This is a genomic window from Pseudomonas sp. GM49, from assembly GCF_000282355.1.
In the GTDB taxonomy this organism is placed as follows: Bacteria; Pseudomonadota; Gammaproteobacteria; order Pseudomonadales; family Pseudomonadaceae; genus Aquipseudomonas.
This window is the reverse complement of record NZ_AKJL01000039.1, coordinates 1-17,975: the sequence shown is the minus strand read 5'-3', so window position 1 is coordinate 17,975 and position 17,975 is coordinate 1. Positions and strand designations below refer to the sequence as shown.

Here is a 17,975-nt window from a genome sequence, read left to right as displayed (position 1 = left end):
CCACCGCCGTGGGCAATGCGAACGGCAGGTCGATCATTGCATCGATCACTTTTCGTCCAGGGAAGGTATAGCGCACTAATACCCAGGCCAGCAGCGTGCCGATGATGCCGTTGATGATCGCAGCACAAAGCGCAGTGCCGAAGCTGAGCTTCAACGCGGCCAGCACCCGTGGCGCCGAAATGATTGCCCAGAACTGATCCCAGGTAAGTTGAGCGGCATGCACGAACATCGCCGCCAGTGGTATGAGCACAATCAGGCTGAGGTACACCAAGGTGTAGCCCAGCGTCAGCCCGAAGCCGGGTATGACGGGGGAGATACGACGCGACATAAAAGTCCTTGGTTGAGAACGCACAAAGCCTCGAATCGAAATTCGAGGCTCATTGATGGCTATTTAAGATTACTGCGCCTGGTAGATCTGGTCGAACACGCCCCCGTCATTGAAGAATTTCGGCTGCGCGGTTTTCCAGCCGCCGAAGTCCTTGTCGATGCTCACCAGTTCCAGTTTCGGGAACTGCTGGGCGTACTTGGCGGCCACGTCCTTGTCACGCGGGCGATAGAAGTTCTTCGCCGCGATTTCCTGGCCGGCCGGGCTGTACAGGTGCTTGAGGTAGGCTTCGGCGATCTGCTCGTTGCCCTTTTTCTCGGCATTTTTGTCGACCACTGCCACCGGCGGCTCAGCGAGAATCGACAGCGAAGGCACGACGATGTCGAACTTGTCGGCGCCGCCCTCTTCTTTCAGGGCCAGGAAGGCTTCGTTTTCCCAAGCCAGCAATACGTCGCCCTGACCGTTGTTGACGAAGGTAATGGTCGAGCCGCGAGCGCCGGTGTCCAGCACGGGTACGTGCTTGAACAGGGTTTGTACGTATTCCTTGGCCTTGGCTTCGTCACCGCCATTGGCTTTCAGGCCATAGGCCCACGCCGCGAGGAAGTTCCAGCGCGCACCGCCGGAGGTTTTCGGGTTCGGCGTGATCACCGAAACGTCATTCTTGACCAGGTCACCCCAGTCCTTGATGCCTTTAGGGTTGCCCTTGCGCACCAGGAACACGATGGTCGAGGTGTAAGGCGTGCTCGCGTCCGGCAGGCGTTTTTGCCAGTCAGCTGGCAGGCTTTTGCCGAGCTTGGCGATTTCGTCGATATCACCGGCCAGGGCCAGGGTCACGACGTCGGCACGCAGGCCGTCGATCACCGCCCGACCTTGCTTGCCCGAACCGCCGTGGGATTGCTGGACCTTCACCGTGTCGCCCGCGTGGTCTTTCTGCCAGAACTTGATGAACTCGGCGTTGTAGTCCTGATACAGCTCGCGGGTCGGGTCGTACGACACGTTGAGCAGCTCGTAGTCCTTGGCAACTGCGGAACCGGCAAAAAGGGCGCTGGCCAGGGCGGCCAAAGCGAAATGACGAATCGACGACATGGTGAAAGCTCCTGGAATTCTTGGTGTGTTGGCTTTTTCTTATGGGATATCGGAAATCGCGGTGCCTGATTCGCCTCAGCCCGGCTTGTTGCCCGGCTGCTGCAAACGGAATTTTTCTTTGCGTTCGATCTGCACCACCTGGGCGTTGTGCACGGTGATTTCCACGGCACCAAAGCGCAGATCGCGCAGGGCACTCTGGATTTCACGCAGGATGGTGGCTTCGTCTTGACCGTCGACGCTACGCAGGGATGCGCTCATATTGCTGCTCCTTCAACTGAGAGGGTGCCTCGCAGTGGCGGCACTGCTTGCGGCTTGAGAGCAATAGTAGAGAGGCACAGATATTCTTAAAAAGACTATTTAAGAATGTTTATATAACCAGAAGAGATTAACTGAAGGGACAAGGGCTTGAGGTGAATCACCCTCTTTCAAGCACACAAAAAACCTGTGGGAGCGAGCTTGCTCGCGATGAGGGAGTGTCAGTCGCCAGAAATGTCGGCTGATATTCCGCTATCGCGAGCAAGCTCGCTCCCACAGGGTTTGGGCATCAACTGAACTGGGCACCTATCCGATCACCGGCGTACATGTCCAATCCAGCCGCACCGCCGGCACCGGCCGCCCGAACCAGTAGCCCTGCCCCAGATCACAGCCCTGCTCGAGGAGGAAAGCCGCCTGTTCGACCTGCTCGATTCCCTCGGCATGCACCTGCATGCCCATGCTCTGTGCCAGGGCAATGATCACCCGCGAAATCGCCGCATCGTCCTCATCCCACGGCAACCCGGCCACGAAGCCCTGGTCGATTTTCAGCTTCTGCACCGGCAGGCGCTTGAGTCGCAATAGCGATGAATAACCCGTGCCGAAGTCGTCGATGGCCAGGCGCACACCCAACTCGCGCAGGCGATGCATCTGCTCCAGTGCGACTTCGGGGTCCTCCATCACCGCGCTTTCGGTCACTTCCAGCTCCAGAAAGGCCGGCTCCAGCCCGGTTTCGCGCAGTACCTGCGCCACCTGCTGATACAACTCACGACGGGCGAACAGCCGTGAAGATACGTTGACCGCAACAAACGACAGCGCCCCCCCTTCCTGCTGCCACAGGCACATCTGCCGGCACGCCTGCGCCATGACCCAGGCATCGATTTCGGCGATCAGACCGGTTCGTTCGGCGACCGGAATGAACTCCGCCGGCGACACCAATCCCCGCTGCGGATGCTGCCAACGTACCAGCGCCTCGACGCCAATCAGGCGGCTGGTCTTGAGGTCATGAACCGGCTGGTAATGAACCCGCAGCTCTTGCCGGTCCAGGGCGCGGCGCAATTCGAAGGCGATCTCGACTCGTTGTTGCACGTGGGCCGTCAGCTCTTCGGTGTACAGGGCATAATCATTGCGCCCCGTACTTTTGGCCTTGAACAGCGCAGAGTCGGCATTACGCAGCAGTTGCTCGACGCTCAAGGCATCGCTGGGGAACAGACTGATGCCGATGCTGGTGTTGATAAACAGCTGGTGCCCATCGATGAGGAACGGCTCTTTGAGGCCATCGATAATCCGCTGGGCCAACGCAGCGGCCTGAACCAGTTGCGGACAGCTTTCGGCGAGTACCGCGAACTCATCCCCGCCCAAGCGCGCCAGGGTGATACCCGGGCCGAACATGGCGCCCAGGCGCTCGGCCACAGCCTTGAGCAACTGATCGCCAACGCTATGCCCAAGGCTGTCGTTGATCATCTTGAAGTGATCGAGGTCGATCATCAGCAGCGCGCAGCCACACTTGTGGACCTGTGCCGAGGCCAGGGCCTGTTCGGCGCGGTCGGTGAACAACAGGCGGTTCGGCAGGTCCGTCAGCGGGTCGTGGTGCGCCAGGTGCATCAACTCGTGTTCGGAGTTCTTGATCGCACTGATATCGGAAAACCCCGCCACATACTGGCTCGGCTGGCCGTAGTCGTCGTGGATCAGGCGGATCGTTTGCCATTGCGGGTAAACCTCGCCGCTTTTGCGCCGGTTCCAGATTTCCCCGCTCCACTCCCCGGTGCTTTCAAGCTCGGCGAACATCGCCCGATAGAAATCGGGTGGATGACGCCCGGACTTGAACATATTGGGCCGCTGTCCCTGCACGTCCTCACACCCGTAGCCGGTGATTTCCATGAACGCCCGGTTCACATGGACGATCACGCCCTCCCGATCGGTGACCAGCACGCCTTCGCGGGTGCAGTCGAACACTGCCGCTGCCTGGCGCAGGCGCTCACGGTTGGTATTGCGCTCGTGCAAAGTGGCTCCGATCCCCAGGCACCGCAACAACCGCGCCCGTGCAATGAAGATCAACCCGGCGCTGAACAGCACCCAGACATAACCGTTGATCAGTTGCCATCGCAGTCGCTCGGCGGAGCTATCGAAGAAACTGTTCAATAAATAGCCACTGATCTGCAGCCAAACCACAGAAAGCAACAGGTAGAGCAGCGCTGCGCGCACGGCATCGCGATAGGTGGCAGACATCCGGCAATCCATGTCCCTACAAAAAGGTTGGAATTATAGTTTAAAGACACATCCAGCCACTCTTATCTGAAAGGGCGACTGGTTTTCTGTGTGGGCTTAGTGATAATGCAACGGCTGTTTTTTTCTTTATCGAGGGCCCTATAGCCTATGTGGTACGAAGGTTTTCTTGGCTTGTCGCCCTGGTCACTGGTAGCAGTCACCCTGCTGATGACCCATGTCACAATCATTGCTGTCACGGTCTATCTGCACCGTTACTCGGCCCATCGCTCCCTGGAGCTGAATGGGGGCCTCAAGCATTTCTTCCGTTTCTGGCTGTGGCTGACCACGGCGCAGAACACCCGCGAGTGGACCGCCATCCACCGCAAGCATCACGCTAAATGCGAGACCGTCGATGACCCGCACAGCCCGGTCATCAAGGGCTTGTCCACGGTGTTGCGCAAAGGCGCCGAGTTGTACCGCGCCGAAGCGGAAAACCCCGAGACGCTGCGCATCTACGGCAAGAACTGCCCCGAAGACTGGATCGAGCGCAACCTCTACAGCCGCTTCCCGCTGCTGGGCATCGCGATCATGGGCGTTATCGACCTGCTGCTGTTCGGCACCATCGGCATCACCGTCTGGGCTATCCAGATGATGTGGATCCCGGTGTGGGCCGCCGGCGTGGTCAATGGCCTGGGCCATGCCATCGGCTACCGCAATTTCGAATGCCGCGATGCGGCGACCAACCTGGTGCCGTGGGGCATCCTGATTGGCGGCGAAGAACTGCATAACAACCATCACACCTACCCTAACTCGGCAAAACTGTCGGTGAAGAAGTGGGAATTCGACCTGGGCTGGGCATGGATCAAAGTCTTCAGCTTCCTGCGCCTGGCCAAGGTTCAACGGGTCGCGCCGATTGCCCATCGCGTCGAAGGCAAGGGCAACCTGGACATGGATACCGCCATGGCGATCCTCAACAACCGCTTCCAGATCATGGCCCAGTACCGCAAATTGGTGATCGGCCCGCTGGTCAAGCAAGAGCTGGAAAAGGTCGATCACTCGGTACGTCACCAGTTCCACCGGGCCAAACGCCTGCTTTCGCGGGAGACCAGCCTGCTGGATGACAAACACCATGTACGCATCCAGAACATGCTCGAACACAGTCAGGCGCTGAAGGTAATTTACGAGAAACGCCTGGCCCTGCAGCAGATCTGGGTCAAGACCAGCTCAAATGGCCACGACATGCTGGCGGCCATCAAGGATTGGGTACACGAAGCCGAAGCCAGCGGGATTCAATCCCTGCGCGACTTCGCCGATCAGTTGAAAACCTACTCCCTGCGTCCTGCCACCGTCTGAAAAAATCCTGTGGGAGCGGGCTTGCTCGCGAAAGCGGTGCGTCAGTCGACATCTTCATTGACTGACCCACTGCATTCGCGAGCAAGTCGGACCGCCGCACCGCCGCTCCCACATTGGTTTGTGGTCTGGCCGCAAAAACGCGTCGCCAGTACCGCCCGGCGGGAGCAAGCTCCCTCGCCACAAACGGCGGGAACTTCATCCAAAAACCCCTATCTCAAAGACACTTCGCCATCCCCGGCGGGCTTGATGTTGGCCGCGATCGCGCGCGGCATGCCCTTTGAGATTTGTGTCGATGGCCCCAAAAAACCTGCAAGACTCATCTTCGCCCCATTGGCCCGAGGCCGCGCAGACCCTGATGGCGCTGATGCGCGCCCAAGGCGAAGTGGCACGCCTGAGCGAACGCGAACAGTTGTTCAGCACCTTGCTGGGGAGCGTCAACGCGGTGCTGTGGGCATTCGACTGGGAATCCCGCCGGGTGCTTTACGTCAGCCCCGCCTATGAACGGATCTTCGGCCGTTCGGCCGATCTGCTGCTGGCCGACTGCAATCAATGGCGCGACAGCATCTACCCCGACGACCTGGACTATGCCGAACGCAGCCTGGCCGAAGTGCTGGACAAAGGTGCCGTGGAAGACCGCGAGTATCGAATCATTGCCGCCGACGGCCAAGTGCGCTGGCTCCGCGACAAATGCTTCATCAATCGCCAGGCCGAGCCGGGTCAACCGGTGATCATCGTTGGCATCGCCGAAGACATCACCGACAAGAAGCAGATGGAGACCGAGCTGCATCGCCTGGCCACCACCGACGCGCTGACCCAAAGCAGCAATCGCCATCATTTCTTCGAATGTGCTCACCGCGCGTTCGAATACTCCCGGCAACAGGGCGAGCCTCTGTCGTTCCTGATGCTGGACATCGATGACTTCAAGACAGTCAACGACTCCTACGGCCACCAGGAAGGTGACAACGTGTTGCAACGCATCGCCGAAAGCGGCCGCGCAGCGTTGCGCCGTGGCGACCTGTTCGGGCGCATTGGCGGTGAGGAGTTCGCAGCGGTGTTTCCCGGCTGTACACCGCAGATGGCCCTGCAAGTGGCTGAACGCTTGCAACGGCAGATTCAGCAATTGAGATTCAACCATGAAGGCCAGTCGTTCGGCATCACCGTCAGCCAGGGCCTGACCAGCCTGACCGCCGCGGACGAAAACGTGGAGCACCTGTTTTCCCGGGCGGATGCCGCGATGTATCAAGCCAAGCGCGAGGGCAAGAACCGGATTGTTACTGCCTGACAGGATCACCTTGGATCCCTGTGGGAGCGAGCTTGCTCGCGATAGCGGACTGTCAATCGACATTGATGTTGAATGTCAGACTCTCATCGCGGGCAAGCTCGCTCCCACAGGGGTTGGTGGTGTACTTACTTTTTGCGCAAGCGCATCAACTCCGGCAAGCCGATCTTGAGCAACCGCGCCGTCCGGCTCTTCGCCAGCTCCTCGATGCCCTCATGTTCGGTCAGGCGCGCCATCTGCGCCGCCATGTTCATCACCAACGCTTCGCGGGAGTAAACCCCGCCACCGAGCTGGTAGGCCGCGGCAATCAGCTCCCGTAACTCCAGCGGCAGGCGCCAGCGTGTACGCAGGGCCGAGCCATAGGCCGCGCCATATTCAACCAGCGCTTCACCCACTTCTTCCAACTCGTCCAGTTCGCCGCCAGCCTGTTTCCATTCCTGTAGACAGCGCAGCAACGCCAGATCGCCGAGACGGTGCAACATGCCGGCGCAATAGCAGCGCTCCTGATCCAGATCAAGCAAGCGCGCCAGCGTCCGCGCGTATTCGGCAGTGTGCAGTGACAGCTCCCAGTAACGCTCGGCATAGTCGGCCAATTGCGGATCGCTGAGCCGGGCACTGCGCTTGAGCGTCAATCCGAGAATCAGGTTCATGCTCTGCCCTGTGCCCAGGCGATGCAGCGCCTGGGACAGGGTTTGCACAGCAACGCCGAGGTGCTGCGCCGCGCTGTTGGCAGCGGCGATCAGCACAGCCGTGACCTGCGGATCGGTGCGGATTTCGTCTTCCAGTACCGTCAGATCGAGGCCATTGGGGTTGAGGCTGCGCTTGACCGCCACTTGCACGTCGGTCATCAGCGGCGCGCCGTCGGCCAGTTCGCGTCGACGCTCCAGATACACCGATAACGTCATGCCCGGCGCCAGCGCCGGCACTTCGCACGAGACTTCTTCCCCGGCGTGCAGCAGCAACCCCTGCAACCGATGGGTCAGGCTTTCCATATTCAGGGGCTTGGTCAGGTACGCGGCTGGCGCCAGCGGCAAGGCCTCGCGCACGCTGGCACCGTCGTTGCGGCTGCTCATAAGAATGAACGGCAGAGGTGGATTGCGTTTGCGCTGGCGAATACTGCGCAGGACATTCAGGCCATCGACGCCAGGCAACTCCCAGTCGGCGATCACCAGGTCATAGGGGGTGGTCGCCAACAGCTCCAGTGCTTGCTGACCATCGGCGCACAAGTCCAGCCGCGCATCGCAGCGTACGCTCAACAACACTTCCTTGAGCAGATCCCGGGACCAGGGGTCGGCCTCGGCGATCAGGACTCTCGGAACCGCGGGTAAAATGACAGTCGTCATACAGCTCTCCCTGACAATGCAGGAACCTTAGCCAATGCAGGCCATTCGATACAGCGCTAATGCGCGGGATGAGTTTCATGGGGCGTAAAAAAACCCGCCGAAGCGGGTTTTTTGTGGATCAGGTCACACTGGATGATCAGAGCTCGGAGAAGCACTCTTCGATGATCGCCAGGCCTTTGTCCAGTTGCTCGTCCGGCGAGGTCAGCGGTACCAGGACGCGCAGAACGTTGCCGTAGGTGCCACAGGACAGCAGGATCAGACCCTTGTCGCGAGCCTTGGCCACAACCGATGCCACAGCGGCAGCGTTTGGCTTGTGGCTGTCGCCGTTTTCGAACAGTTCGACAGCGATCATCGCGCCCAGGGCACGGACTTCGCCGATCACCGGGTACTTGGCCTGGATGGCCTTCAGGCCGGTGACCAGACGCTCGCCAACAGCCTTGCAACGATCCAGCAGGTGCTCTTCTTCGAACACTTCCATCACGGCCAGGGCCGCGGCGCAAGCGATCGGGCTACCGGCGTAGGTGCCGCCCAGGCCGCCTGGAGCGATGGCGTCCATGTATTCGGCCTTGCCGCACACACCGGCCAGCGGGAAGCCGCCAGCGATGGATTTGGCGAAAGTGGTCAGGTCGGCAGCAACGCCCATCTGTTCCATGGCGAAGAAAGTACCGGTACGGCCAGCGCCAGTCTGTACTTCGTCAGCGATCAGCAGGATGCCGTGCTGGTCGCACAGGGCACGCAGACGCTTCATGAATTCTTTCGGAGCGACGTAGAAACCACCTTCGCCCTGAACCGGCTCGATGATGATCGCGGCGATGTCTTTCGGCTCGGCGTCGTTCTTGAAGATGCGTTCGATGGAAGCGATCGAATCATCGATGCTCACACCGTGCAGTTCATTCGGGTACAGCGCGCGGAAGATGCCGCCTGGCATCAGGCCCATGCCGGCCGAGTAAGGCACGACTTTACCGGTCAGGCCCAGGGTCATCATGGTGCGACCGTGGTAGGCGCCGGTGAAGGCGATCACACCGGCACGGCCAGTGGCGGCACGGGCGATCTTGATGGAGTTTTCCACGGCTTCGGAGCCGGTGGTCACCAGCAGGGTTTTCTTGTCGAAATCACCTGGGACCTTGGCGTTGATTTTTTCGCACACTTCCACGTACGGCTCGTAGGCCAGAACCTGGAAGCAAGTGTGGGTCAGCTTGTTCAGCTGTTCGGTCACGGCGGCGATAACTTTCGGGTGCACGTGGCCGGTGTTCAGCACAGCGATACCGCCGGCGAAGTCGATGAACTCACGACCTTCAACGTCGGTTACAGTCGCGTTCTTCGCGGAATCGGCGAAGATCGGGTGAATCTGGCCAACACCACGTGGAACAGCAGCGGTACGGCGGGCCATCAAAGAAGCGTTAGTCTTGCTCATACATTCCTCATTCACCGCTCATCGGGCGGCGTGGTTCAAGGATTAAGCAGCGGGGAACAGCGGCGGCAGCATGCGATGATCGACTGCCACGGCGTTCCCGGCCACCGAGAATATTCCGGTTTTACGCACGCAAAGGGACAGCGCTCTCGTGCCCTTTGCGCTTGAAGCAATACCTTCCCGGCTTATACCTTCGAGCTTAGATGCCCAGGCAGAGGTATTTGATTTCCAGGTAATCTTCGATGCCGTACTTGGAGCCTTCACGGCCCAGGCCCGAGGCCTTGATGCCACCGAACGGCGCGACTTCGTTGGAGATCAACCCGGTGTTGACGCCGACCATGCCGTATTCCAGGGCTTCGGCCACACGGAACACACGGCCCAGGTCGCGAGCATAGAAGTACGAGGCCAGACCGAACTCGGTGTCGTTGGACATCGCGATCACGTCGGCTTCGTCTTTGAAGCGGAACAGCGGAGCCAATGGACCGAAAGTTTCTTCCTTGGCCACGGCGGCGTTGTTCGGTACGTTGGTCAGGATGGTCGGTTCGAAGAAGTTGCCTTCCATCGACTTGCCGCCGGACAGCACGGTGGCGCCTTTGGAAACAGCGTCGGCAATGTGCTCTTGCACCTTGGCCACGGCTTTTTCGTCGATCAGCGGGCCAGTGGTAGTGCCTGCTTCCAGACCGTTACCGATCTTGAGCTTGGCCACAGCGGCTTTCAGCTTCTCGGCGAATGCGTCGTAGACCGAATCCTGAATGTACAGGCGGTTGGCGCAGACACAGGTCTGGCCGTTGTTGCGGTATTTGGAAATGATCGCGCCTTCGACGGCCTTATCCAGGTCCGCGTCGTCGAACACGATGAACGGTGCGTTGCCGCCCAGTTCCAGGGACACTTTCTTGATGTCCTTGGCGCATTCCGACATCAGCTGACGACCGATTTCGGTCGAACCGGTGAAGGACAGCTTGCGTACGATCGGGTTGCTGGTCAGCTCGCTGCCGATGTCGCCGGCGCTGCCGGACACCACGCTGAACACGCCAGCCGGGATGCCGGCACGCTGGGCCAGTTCAGCCAGGGCGAAAGCGGAGAACGGAGTTTGCGAAGCAGGCTTGAGCACCATGGTGCAACCGGCAGCCAGAGCCGGGCCGGCTTTACGGGTGATCATGGCAGCCGGGAAGTTCCACGGGGTGATGGCAGCGGTCACGCCGATTGGCTGCTTGATCACGATCAGGCGCTTGTCTGGCTGGTGGCCCGGAATCACGTCACCGTAGATGCGCTTGGCTTCTTCGGCGAACCACTCGATGAAGGAAGCGGCGTAAACGATTTCACCCTTGGCTTCGGCCAATGGCTTGCCTTGCTCCAGGGTCATCAGACGAGCCAGGTCGTCCTGGTTCTCGATGATCAGTTCGAACCAGCGACGCAGCTTGGTCGCACGTTCTTTGGCGGTCAGTGCACGCCAGGCCGGCAGCGCTTTGTCAGCGGCTTCGATCGCACGGCGGGTTTCGGCAGCGCCCATTTTGGGCACGGTGCCCAGAATTTCGCCCGTTGCCGGGTTGTTGACCTTGATCGTCTGACCATTGTCCGCATCAACCCACGCGCCATCGATGAAGGCTTGCTGGCGGAACAACTGGGTGTCTTTAAGCTGCATGTCGGCTTTCCTTAACAGCACCGCGCACGCGCGGAGCAAATTATGATTGTAGAAAGGCGCCTCGATAGGCTGCCGTCAGGGAAATCATTCACCGGGCTGAAGCACATAAATAGCGCACTGATTGAACTCGTGCGGTTCAGCACCCAGACAAGAGCGTTTGAAATCTCAAACGAATCCTAGGATCAAAGGGGGTAAAGGACAATAGGCTGTTCGAAAAAAAGAACGAAAACGACGCTTTTGCCCATTTTTTCTGATCAACGTAGCAAACGCCTGTTACAGCTTTAAAAAAACGCAGGCGATTCAGCAGCATGGACGCCCGCAGCGCATATGCGTATCATGGCGCCCGCTGCACCAGTAGCTCAGCTGGATAGAGTACTGCCCTCCGAAGGCAGGGGTCGTGGGTTCGAATCCCGCCTGGTGCACCATACGTTGTAACGAGAAAGCCTCAGGCCCGTTGGGTCTGGGGCTTTTTTGTGGGTGTTTGGAGGCTTGGCGCCTAATGATCAATGCTGTTTTTTTCAAACAGCCGGCCGATGTCTCTCGCACTGTGCAGTACGCGTTCGACCTTGATCTCATCGTCCATCAGACAGTAGAAAATCAGATATCGGCCATGGGGAAGCATTCGCAACCCCTTGGCGCAATCGTCTCTTGGAACACCCAAATTCGGTTGATCGATTAATCGTGTGCACTGCATACGTAGCTCGCGCACAAACGTCCGGGCCCGTTCAGGGTTGTCTCGGGCGATAAAACGGGCGATTTGCAGCAGATCGTCCCGTGCCAGTGCAGAGAAAAGCAATTGCCTCATGGACGGTTTTGCTCGGCTGCTACCTCGTCAATCAGCGTATCAAGCTCGGCAAACACTGCATCGGCAGCAATGGCCGGACGCGGATCATTGCGGCTGGCCGCAATGGCTTCACGAAGTTCGGCAGCATGCAGTCGATCCAGCAACTGTTGATAGGCCGCGTGCGGTAGAAGATAGGCGGCTGGGCGATTGTGGTTGAGCACGGCAACAGGCTCGGAACCCGCTTGCTCGATTACCGTGCTCGGGCTGCGCTTGAGCTCGGTGATGCTGACCGAACGGCTTGCAAGTAGCTGCTCCATGATGGCTCCAAAGGTACCAAAAAAAGTACCTGATAGTGTTCCATTCTCTGCATGGGGGTCAACGAATCTCCGACCAGTGCTGTGTTGGCGCACAAAAAAACCGCCGAAGCGGTTTTTTCATTCTGTCGTCCAGTCGAACTCGTCATATTCATCGTCATCATCCTCGTCGTCCTCAAAGAACTCCTCTTCAAGGTCGTCGTCTTCAACAACATCCTCTTCCGGCTGATTCAGCAGAAAATCCTTGCGGCTCTCGGTAATCGCTCGCCGCAGTTCCTCACCCTTTTGCGGGCAGTTGAGCATTTGGGCGATGCGGTCGATTTTTTTTGCCACGGCATCCTCCAACGCATCGGCTATGGCCTGATAGTGCGCGCTTTCGGGGGTGGATGCCAAATCCCCGGAATGCTGCGCACTTCAGTTTTCTGCAAGTCCGCTGAGGCGATCAGCCATTAGCGGTGATAGCGCCGTACCACGCTGCTGTTTCTCAGGACGTGGCCTTTGATTTTTTCCAGCAGCTGCGCACGGGTCAGGCCGGCGGGCAAGGCGTCCGGGGCCAGGTCTAGGGCGTAGATCTGGATGATGTAGTGGTGCGCGCTGTCGCCAACGGGTGGGCAAGGGCCGACGTAACCGGTGGTTGCCTTGCTGTTGGTACCGCCGACGCCCTCAAGGCCGGGTTTGCTCCCGGCGCCGGCCGGGATCTGGTGAGTGCCGGCCTTGATGCCGTAATGCACCCACTGATCGACGCCCTGGCCCTTCTGGCCGTCAGGGTCGTGCATGACGATGGCGTAGCTTTGGGTGGCTGCCGGGCCGGCGTTCCAGTTCAATGCCGGGGAAATGTTATGTCCGCCACAGCCCGCGGAATCGCTGGCGGCGGCCGACGTGAACAGACGGTCATCGGAAACACCCGGAATGTTCAGGGTGAAGCGCTCCTGGGCCTGCGCCGGAAACTGCACGCAAAGGGCGACAGCTACGGCCGCGAGCCAAGGGTTCAATGAGGTCAAACGGGTCATACCGGAGCACCTTGTGCGTGTTGGGCCGTCGTCGGCGTGCAAACTATAGCCGGACCGTTCGCGCCTTGGCAGGGGGCAAATTGGCTGAACCTCGTGATAAGCGCCAGACTCATAAGTGAAACGTTTGTCTGGAGAGCAATCATGACTCTGCATCGCGTTGCGCGTGTCGCCAATGTGCCCGAAGACCGGGGTCTGGAAGTGCAAGTCCAGGGCAGCAAGATTCTGCTGATGCGGGCCGGTGAGCAACTGCGCGCTTATCAGGCCGAATGCCCTCATGCCGGAGCCCCACTGGCGGACGGGGCAATATGCGATGGGCGCCTGACCTGTCCGTGGCACAAGGCGCAGTTTCGGATCGAGGATGGCGGGCTGTGTGAACCGCCAGCTCTGGACAGCCTCAAGCGCTATCCCCTCGAAGTCCGTGACGGCGACATCTGGGTCGGCGACCAGCCGTTTTCGGACGCCCACACGCCACCGGCCGACGATCCACGAACCTTCATTATCATCGGCGCTGGCGCGGCAGGCACAGCGGCGGCAGCGGCGTTGCGCGAGAAAGGTTTTGGCGGCCGGTTACTGTTGATCGACCGCGAAGCCGACGCCGGATACGACCGCACCGCGCTGAGCAAATACGTGATCGCCGGGGAGATGCCGCTGCAAGAAGTCCCGCCACTGCGTGACGAGGACTTTTACCGCGAGCAGCGGATCGAGCGCCTGCAAGGCGAAGTGGCAAGCCTGGATGCGCCAAACAGGACGCTGCGCCTGACTGACGGCCAATCACTGACATACGACGCCGCGCTGCTGGCCACCGGCGGCGTACCCAACCCGCTGACGCTGCCCGGCGCCGACCTGCCTCAGGTGTTCGTCTTACGCTCTAAAGCCCATGCGCAGCAGATTCTGGACAGCGCCAGTGCCGGCCAGCGAGTCGTGATCATCGGCGACAGTTTCATTGCCATGGAGTCCGCCTCGTCCCTGCGCCAGCTTGGCCTGAATGTGACCGTGCTGGCCCGCCACGAAGTGCCGTTTGCCAAACAGTTCGGTGATACGGTCGGCAAGGCCATTCGCGCGCGGCATGAAGCCAATGGCGTCGTGTTTCATACCCGGGGCAATGCGGCACAGATCGAAGGGACGGACAAGGTCGAAGCCGTGCGCCTGGACAACGGCCAACGCTTGCCGGCAGATCTGGTGCTGGTCGGCATTGGCGTCACGCCAGCCACCGCTGCCTTCACCGGACTGCCGAAAGAGCAGGATCACTCGCTGCGTGTCGACGGTGGAATGCGCGTGGCCGACGGCCTCTGGGCGGCCGGCGATATCGCCACGTTCCCGCTGAACAACCAATACTTGCGTATCGAACACTGGCGATTGGCCCAACAACAGGCGCGAATCGCTGCGGCCAATATGCTTGGCGGTGACGAGCATTATCTCGATGTGCCGTTTTTCTGGACCTGGCATTTCGGTAAAACCTACGAATACCTCGGGCACGCCGAGGCCTGGGACGAAGTCGAGTTCAAGGGCGACCCTTACGATCCGCCTTTCATAGGCCTGTTTGGAAAAAACGACGTGGTGTCGGCGGCGGTAGCCTGCGAGATGGACTGGGCAATGGCGATGCTCGCTGAGCGGATGAAACAACCGTTGCTATGGGCAGAGGCATGGCGCCTGATCCGTGACGTTCCCTAGGGGGCGTTCTCAATTAGTTTCCCTTACCGCGCCGGGTTGTGCCTTAAAGCTGGCCATGCTGCGTTGCAGGCCTTGGAAAGGGAACAACCATTCCCAGCGGCCTACGCCTTGCCTGGCCAGCATTAAGGCGACAACGCGGTGGGGAAACTAATTGAGAACGCCCCCTGGATGCCGGACAGCAAAACGCCCGGCGTCTGCGCGATGCAGAGTCCGGGCGTTACCGGGTAAACGGCCGCCGTTATTCGGTGGCGCCAGTATCAGCAAACTTGCTCATGACAAAACCGGCAAACTCTTCGACGGTCATTTTCTGGCCGTTGAAGTCCACCTGATTGTTGGCGTAATGCAAGTTGGTGACGATGTTATTGCCGTCCAGTGTTGCCAGTTGGCTGCCGACCGCCATGCTGCTGAACATGTCTGCGGTGGCGGTGGCCTGGTCGGCAATCAGCTTGGCGTCGGTCTGACCGTCGATTTGCGATTGCACGGTAAGCACATCGACCAGCATGGGCTTGGACACTTGCAGCTTGAAATCCAGCAGTGCGATCAGCTGTCTGACCAACTGATCGGTCGGTAGATCGATGGCCTGTGGCTTGGTCAGGTCGAGCACCATATTGGCGCGGCTCTCACCGTTGGCGGTGTTGAACGACAGGTTTTCCAGGGCCACCTGCGGGCCGGCCGCCAGCAGTTTTTCCAGGCTGGATTTGAGCAGCGCTTCTTCGGCTTCAGTCAGTTTCAGCTCCGGCGCCGGCAGGCCGGCCGCCGTTGCTTCGGCCGCCGCCCTTTCATACGGCTGCAGTTTGCTCTGGTAAACCTGCATCAACGACATCGTGGCCGGAATGTCGAGGTTCTTCAGGCTCATGGCCAGCGCACCGGAACCGATGGTCTTGCCATTCAGGGACACTTCGCCGACCTTGTAATCGGCACGCCCGGAGGCGCTGCTGCCCTTTTCTTCGGTCAGGTTCTTCATCTCGAATTTCTTGAAGTCCAGCACCGACTGCTTGACGCCAAAGGTCGATTTTCCGCTGGTCAGCTCAAGGACGTTTTCGCCGGTGTAGAAACCGTAGGTACTTTTTGTCAGGTTGCTGGCCAGGGTCAGGCCGTTCAATTCAACCTGCACCGGTGCCTGATCTTCGGACACGGTGGTCACTTTCAGGCTGTCCATGTAGCCGTTGGCCTTAACCTTCTGCGCCTTGGCGCTGGCGGCGACCTCGATGCTCAGGCCGGAGAATTTCATGCTCGACTTGTCATCCAGCGCCATTTCCAGCGGCTGCAACTCAAAGGTGCCATTGGTCGCGTTGTCATAGCCGATATTGACCACGCCGGTCAGCGGGGATTTGTCCTTGGCGGCGGCAAACCACTTTTCGGTGAGCGGGGTCTTTTCCAGTTCGTAGTGACTGGTCGCCAAGACCGGCAGCCACTTCAGCGCCATCAGCCGCGAGAACGGCAATGGGCCGTGTTCGATCTGATCGACAAACAGCAGCTCGACCGGCGTTTCGCCGAACATTTCACCTTCGCCCTTCAGGCGATAGTGCGCGGTACTGCTGAATACATGACGTTCCAGCGATACCAGTTCCAGCGACGCAGTGCCGTTGGAACCGACCATGGCCGCTTGCAGTTCCTTGTTGGCATCGGCAATCGAGGTGTTCAACACACCTTCGAGCCTGGTGCCGGTGAACCAGGCTCCACCTGCACTGATGGCACCGATTGCGACAACAATTCCCAGTAGCACGCCTGCTGATTTATTCATGTATGACCCGTTCAGTGTCCGTTGTTGAATGTGAGGTCGGCTTCCCTGAACCCATGACGGGTTGCGGCTCGACTGCGCTGAAAGTGGAATGCAGATTAGCACCAGGCACGACGAGCGGCCCAATGATTAAAGGTGAAAGAGTGTCTTGAGGGGACTTAACGGTCGATGAGAAACTCGGTGCACATTAGACCGCCATCGCGGGCAAGCCCGCTCCCACAGGTATCGCGTGATCCCTGTGGGAGCGGGCTTGCCCGCGATGGCGGCATAACAGCCACCACAAAATCAGGAGTACTGGACCTCGATCTCATCCAGCTGATGATCAAAGCTTTTGAGCCGCGCAGTCCAGGTGTACACCAGCACTTCGAAGTCGCGGTTGATCACCGCCCCGCCCGTCACTTCCGCGCGCGGGTCGCAGACGTCCAGTTGATAGCGTTCGCGGGCCATGGCCGTGGCGACATCGGCCAGTTCCCGGGCATTGCTGAGCCAGTGCCGACCGTCGTCAGCCACTTGCCGGTCCAGCGCCAGGCATTGTTTTTTCAGGGTCTCGAGGCTTTTTTCCAGCGGCGTGCCGGTCAATTCGCCCATGACTTCCTGAAACGTGCGCCCCGGTTGCCAGTAACTGCCCCAGAAATAGCGGTCGAACACCGTTTCGACACGACGTAACGCCACCTTGGTGTCCCAGATCAGGACCAGGGTCTTGCCTTGTTCGAGTTGTCTTTTCTTGATGCGTTGACTCTGGACCGAAGCCCAGGCCACCACCACTACGGACATCACCGCAATCAGCGCGACGGCACTGTCGAGGAACGCCAGAGCCTTGTCGATCTGGTGGGCCAGCATGATGCCGTAGAAATAGGTGGCCGACAGCAGCACCAACGCCACGATGGCGCACCAGAAGCCGAGAGCATAAGGGTTTTTCATTACTGGTTTCCCCCTGACCTGCGCGAGCCTTGTGCGAAGAAAGGACGCTTTGCACGGGGCGCCCTTCCAACACTTCAAAGCATAGCAACGGCCTCAGGGTTTGTCGGAGTTCGACGCTTGCGTTCGTCCGCTTTCCCAACCGCCGCCCAACGCGAGGAACAAATCGATCTGGCTGGCGGCACCCTGAGTGTTGGCAGCCGCCAATTGCGCCGTGACATCCGTGTAAGTGCGGGTCGCTTGCAGGTCCGCCAGGAACGATTCGCGGCCAGCCTGGAAGAAACGGTGCGTCTGGTCGGCGGCCAGTTTTGCCGATTGCTCGGCGTCGGCCAGTGCGTCGCGACGTTGCAGCAATGCCGTGTACTGGGCGAGGCCGGTCTGGGTTTCACGAATCGCGTTGAGCACCACCCCATCGAAATGCGCCAGCGTCGCCTGGGTCACCGCTTCGGCTTCGCGGATGCGCGCCCGGGCGCCGTTGGTCGGCACGTTCCAGGTCAGCGACGGACCGAAGCCCCAGCGATTGGTGGACGGTTCACCGAGGTTTTCCAGGATACCGACGGTGCCGACCGTCGCCCCGATGCTGATGTTCGGGTACAGCTCACCCGTGGCGACACCGATACCGGCAGTGGCGGCCGCCA

At 59.8% G+C, this 17,975-nt stretch carries 16 protein-coding genes, 1 tRNA gene and 1 pseudogene; 4 read left to right on the top strand and 14 right to left on the bottom strand.

Going from position 1 to position 17,975, the window contains the following annotated elements; genetic code table 11:
* The 4 genes and pseudogenes from PMI29_RS25370 to dibA form a co-directional block, all read right to left on the bottom strand.
* A pseudogene (locus tag PMI29_RS25370) lies at positions 1-328 on the bottom strand (sulfate ABC transporter permease subunit CysT); the annotation flags it as partial.
* A 69-nt stretch (positions 329-397) separates the two neighbouring features.
* Positions 398-1,411, bottom strand: a complete 1,014-nt coding sequence (locus PMI29_RS25375) for a sulfate ABC transporter substrate-binding protein (protein WP_007994492.1) — start codon at positions 1,409-1,411, stop codon at positions 398-400.
* Between the two features lie 75 nt (positions 1,412-1,486).
* A complete protein-coding gene (oscA, locus tag PMI29_RS25380) occupies positions 1,487-1,669 on the bottom strand; it encodes a sulfur starvation response protein OscA (RefSeq protein WP_007975618.1) in 183 nt (60 codons plus the stop codon).
* 303 nt (positions 1,670-1,972) lie between these two features.
* On the bottom strand, positions 1,973-3,892 hold the full coding sequence (dibA, locus tag PMI29_RS25385; protein WP_007994491.1) for a phosphodiesterase DibA: 1,920 nt from the start codon (positions 3,890-3,892) through the stop codon (positions 1,973-1,975).
* 147 nt (positions 3,893-4,039) lie between these two features.
* Here dibA and desA point away from each other — a divergent pair, with 147 nt between their 5' ends.
* Both desA and PMI29_RS25395 read left to right on the top strand, forming a co-directional pair.
* Complete coding sequence (gene desA, locus PMI29_RS25390; RefSeq protein WP_007994490.1) at positions 4,040-5,224, top strand: delta-9 fatty acid desaturase DesA; 1,185 nt, start codon at positions 4,040-4,042, stop codon at positions 5,222-5,224.
* Positions 5,225-5,516: 292 nt separating this feature from the next.
* Positions 5,517-6,506 carry a GGDEF domain-containing protein gene (locus PMI29_RS25395; RefSeq protein ID WP_007994489.1) on the top strand — a complete coding sequence of 330 codons (990 nt, stop codon included), beginning with the start codon at positions 5,517-5,519 and terminating at the stop codon, positions 6,504-6,506.
* 125 nt (positions 6,507-6,631) lie between these two features.
* Here PMI29_RS25395 and PMI29_RS25400 read toward each other — a convergent pair whose 3' ends face one another.
* The 3 genes from PMI29_RS25400 to gabD form a co-directional block, all read right to left on the bottom strand.
* Positions 6,632-7,846, bottom strand: coding sequence for a response regulator (locus PMI29_RS25400; protein WP_007994488.1), 1,215 nt, complete (start codon positions 7,844-7,846; stop codon positions 6,632-6,634).
* Positions 7,847-7,982: 136 nt separating this feature from the next.
* Positions 7,983-9,260 (bottom strand): 4-aminobutyrate--2-oxoglutarate transaminase, encoded by a 1,278-nt coding sequence (gene gabT / locus PMI29_RS25405; RefSeq protein ID WP_007994487.1) that lies wholly within the window; start codon positions 9,258-9,260, stop codon positions 7,983-7,985.
* Positions 9,261-9,456: 196 nt separating this feature from the next.
* Positions 9,457-10,899, bottom strand: a complete 1,443-nt coding sequence (gene gabD / locus PMI29_RS25410) for an NADP-dependent succinate-semialdehyde dehydrogenase (protein ID WP_007994485.1) — start codon at positions 10,897-10,899, stop codon at positions 9,457-9,459.
* 348 nt (positions 10,900-11,247) lie between these two features.
* Here gabD and PMI29_RS25415 point away from each other — a divergent pair.
* Positions 11,248-11,324 (top strand) — tRNA-Arg (locus PMI29_RS25415).
* Positions 11,325-11,395: 71 nt separating this feature from the next.
* Here the strand turns inward: PMI29_RS25415 and PMI29_RS25420 are convergent.
* From PMI29_RS25420 to PMI29_RS25430, 4 genes are all read right to left on the bottom strand, one after another.
* A complete protein-coding gene (locus PMI29_RS25420; RefSeq protein WP_007994483.1) occupies positions 11,396-11,704 on the bottom strand; it encodes a type II toxin-antitoxin system RelE/ParE family toxin in 309 nt (102 codons plus the stop codon).
* Entirely contained in the window at positions 11,701-12,000 is a 300-nt protein-coding gene (locus PMI29_RS25425) for a type II toxin-antitoxin system Phd/YefM family antitoxin (RefSeq protein WP_007994482.1), read from the bottom strand. The genes PMI29_RS25420 and PMI29_RS25425 overlap by 4 nt, the downstream gene beginning before the upstream one ends.
* A gap of 117 nt (positions 12,001-12,117) precedes the next feature.
* Positions 12,118-12,390: a hypothetical protein gene (locus PMI29_RS0129845; RefSeq protein ID WP_033052005.1), complete on the bottom strand. Its 273-nt coding sequence runs from the start codon at positions 12,388-12,390 to the stop codon at positions 12,118-12,120.
* Positions 12,391-12,446: 56 nt separating this feature from the next.
* Positions 12,447-13,007: a YbhB/YbcL family Raf kinase inhibitor-like protein gene (locus PMI29_RS25430; RefSeq protein ID WP_007994480.1), complete on the bottom strand. Its 561-nt coding sequence runs from the start codon at positions 13,005-13,007 to the stop codon at positions 12,447-12,449.
* A gap of 141 nt (positions 13,008-13,148) precedes the next feature.
* On the opposite strand from PMI29_RS25430, the gene PMI29_RS25435 reads away from it, so the two are divergent.
* Complete coding sequence (locus tag PMI29_RS25435; RefSeq protein WP_007994477.1) at positions 13,149-14,678, top strand: FAD-dependent oxidoreductase; 1,530 nt, start codon at positions 13,149-13,151, stop codon at positions 14,676-14,678.
* A 238-nt stretch (positions 14,679-14,916) separates the two neighbouring features.
* On the opposite strand, the gene PMI29_RS25440 is transcribed toward PMI29_RS25435, so the two are convergent.
* The 3 genes from PMI29_RS25440 to PMI29_RS25450 all read right to left on the bottom strand — a co-directional run.
* Positions 14,917-16,422 carry a YdgA family protein gene (locus PMI29_RS25440; protein WP_007994476.1) on the bottom strand — a complete coding sequence of 502 codons (1,506 nt, stop codon included), beginning with the start codon at positions 16,420-16,422 and terminating at the stop codon, positions 14,917-14,919.
* Positions 16,423-16,704: 282 nt separating this feature from the next.
* A complete protein-coding gene (locus PMI29_RS25445; protein ID WP_007994475.1) occupies positions 16,705-17,340 on the bottom strand; it encodes a hypothetical protein in 636 nt (211 codons plus the stop codon).
* 93 nt (positions 17,341-17,433) lie between these two features.
* The coding region (locus PMI29_RS25450; RefSeq protein ID WP_007994474.1) for a TolC family protein at positions 17,434-17,975 on the bottom strand (542 nt) is incomplete at its 5' end.

Bases quoted from the DNA above. Each gene is read 5' to 3' on its own strand.
- PMI29_RS25375 (WP_007994492.1), bottom strand. From the start codon at position 1,411: ATGTCGTCGATTCGTCATTTCGCTTTGGCCGCCCTGGCCAGCGCCCTT.
- oscA (WP_007975618.1), bottom strand. From the start codon at position 1,669: ATGAGCGCATCCCTGCGTAGCGTCGACGGTCAAGACGAAGCCACCATC.
- dibA (WP_007994491.1), bottom strand. From the start codon at position 3,892: ATGTCTGCCACCTATCGCGATGCCGTGCGCGCAGCGCTGCTCTACCTG.
- desA (WP_007994490.1), top strand. From the start codon at position 4,040: ATGTGGTACGAAGGTTTTCTTGGCTTGTCGCCCTGGTCACTGGTAGCA.
- PMI29_RS25395 (WP_007994489.1), top strand. From the start codon at position 5,517: ATGGCCCCAAAAAACCTGCAAGACTCATCTTCGCCCCATTGGCCCGAG.
- PMI29_RS25400 (WP_007994488.1), bottom strand. From the start codon at position 7,846: ATGACGACTGTCATTTTACCCGCGGTTCCGAGAGTCCTGATCGCCGAG.
- gabT (WP_007994487.1), bottom strand. From the start codon at position 9,260: ATGAGCAAGACTAACGCTTCTTTGATGGCCCGCCGTACCGCTGCTGTT.
- gabD (WP_007994485.1), bottom strand. From the start codon at position 10,899: ATGCAGCTTAAAGACACCCAGTTGTTCCGCCAGCAAGCCTTCATCGAT.
- PMI29_RS25420 (WP_007994483.1), bottom strand. From the start codon at position 11,704: ATGAGGCAATTGCTTTTCTCTGCACTGGCACGGGACGATCTGCTGCAA.
- PMI29_RS25425 (WP_007994482.1), bottom strand. From the start codon at position 12,000: ATGGAGCAGCTACTTGCAAGCCGTTCGGTCAGCATCACCGAGCTCAAG.
- PMI29_RS25430 (WP_007994480.1), bottom strand. From the start codon at position 13,007: ATGACCCGTTTGACCTCATTGAACCCTTGGCTCGCGGCCGTAGCTGTC.
- PMI29_RS25435 (WP_007994477.1), top strand. From the start codon at position 13,149: ATGACTCTGCATCGCGTTGCGCGTGTCGCCAATGTGCCCGAAGACCGG.
- PMI29_RS25440 (WP_007994476.1), bottom strand. From the start codon at position 16,422: ATGAATAAATCAGCAGGCGTGCTACTGGGAATTGTTGTCGCAATCGGT.
- PMI29_RS25445 (WP_007994475.1), bottom strand. From the start codon at position 17,340: ATGAAAAACCCTTATGCTCTCGGCTTCTGGTGCGCCATCGTGGCGTTG.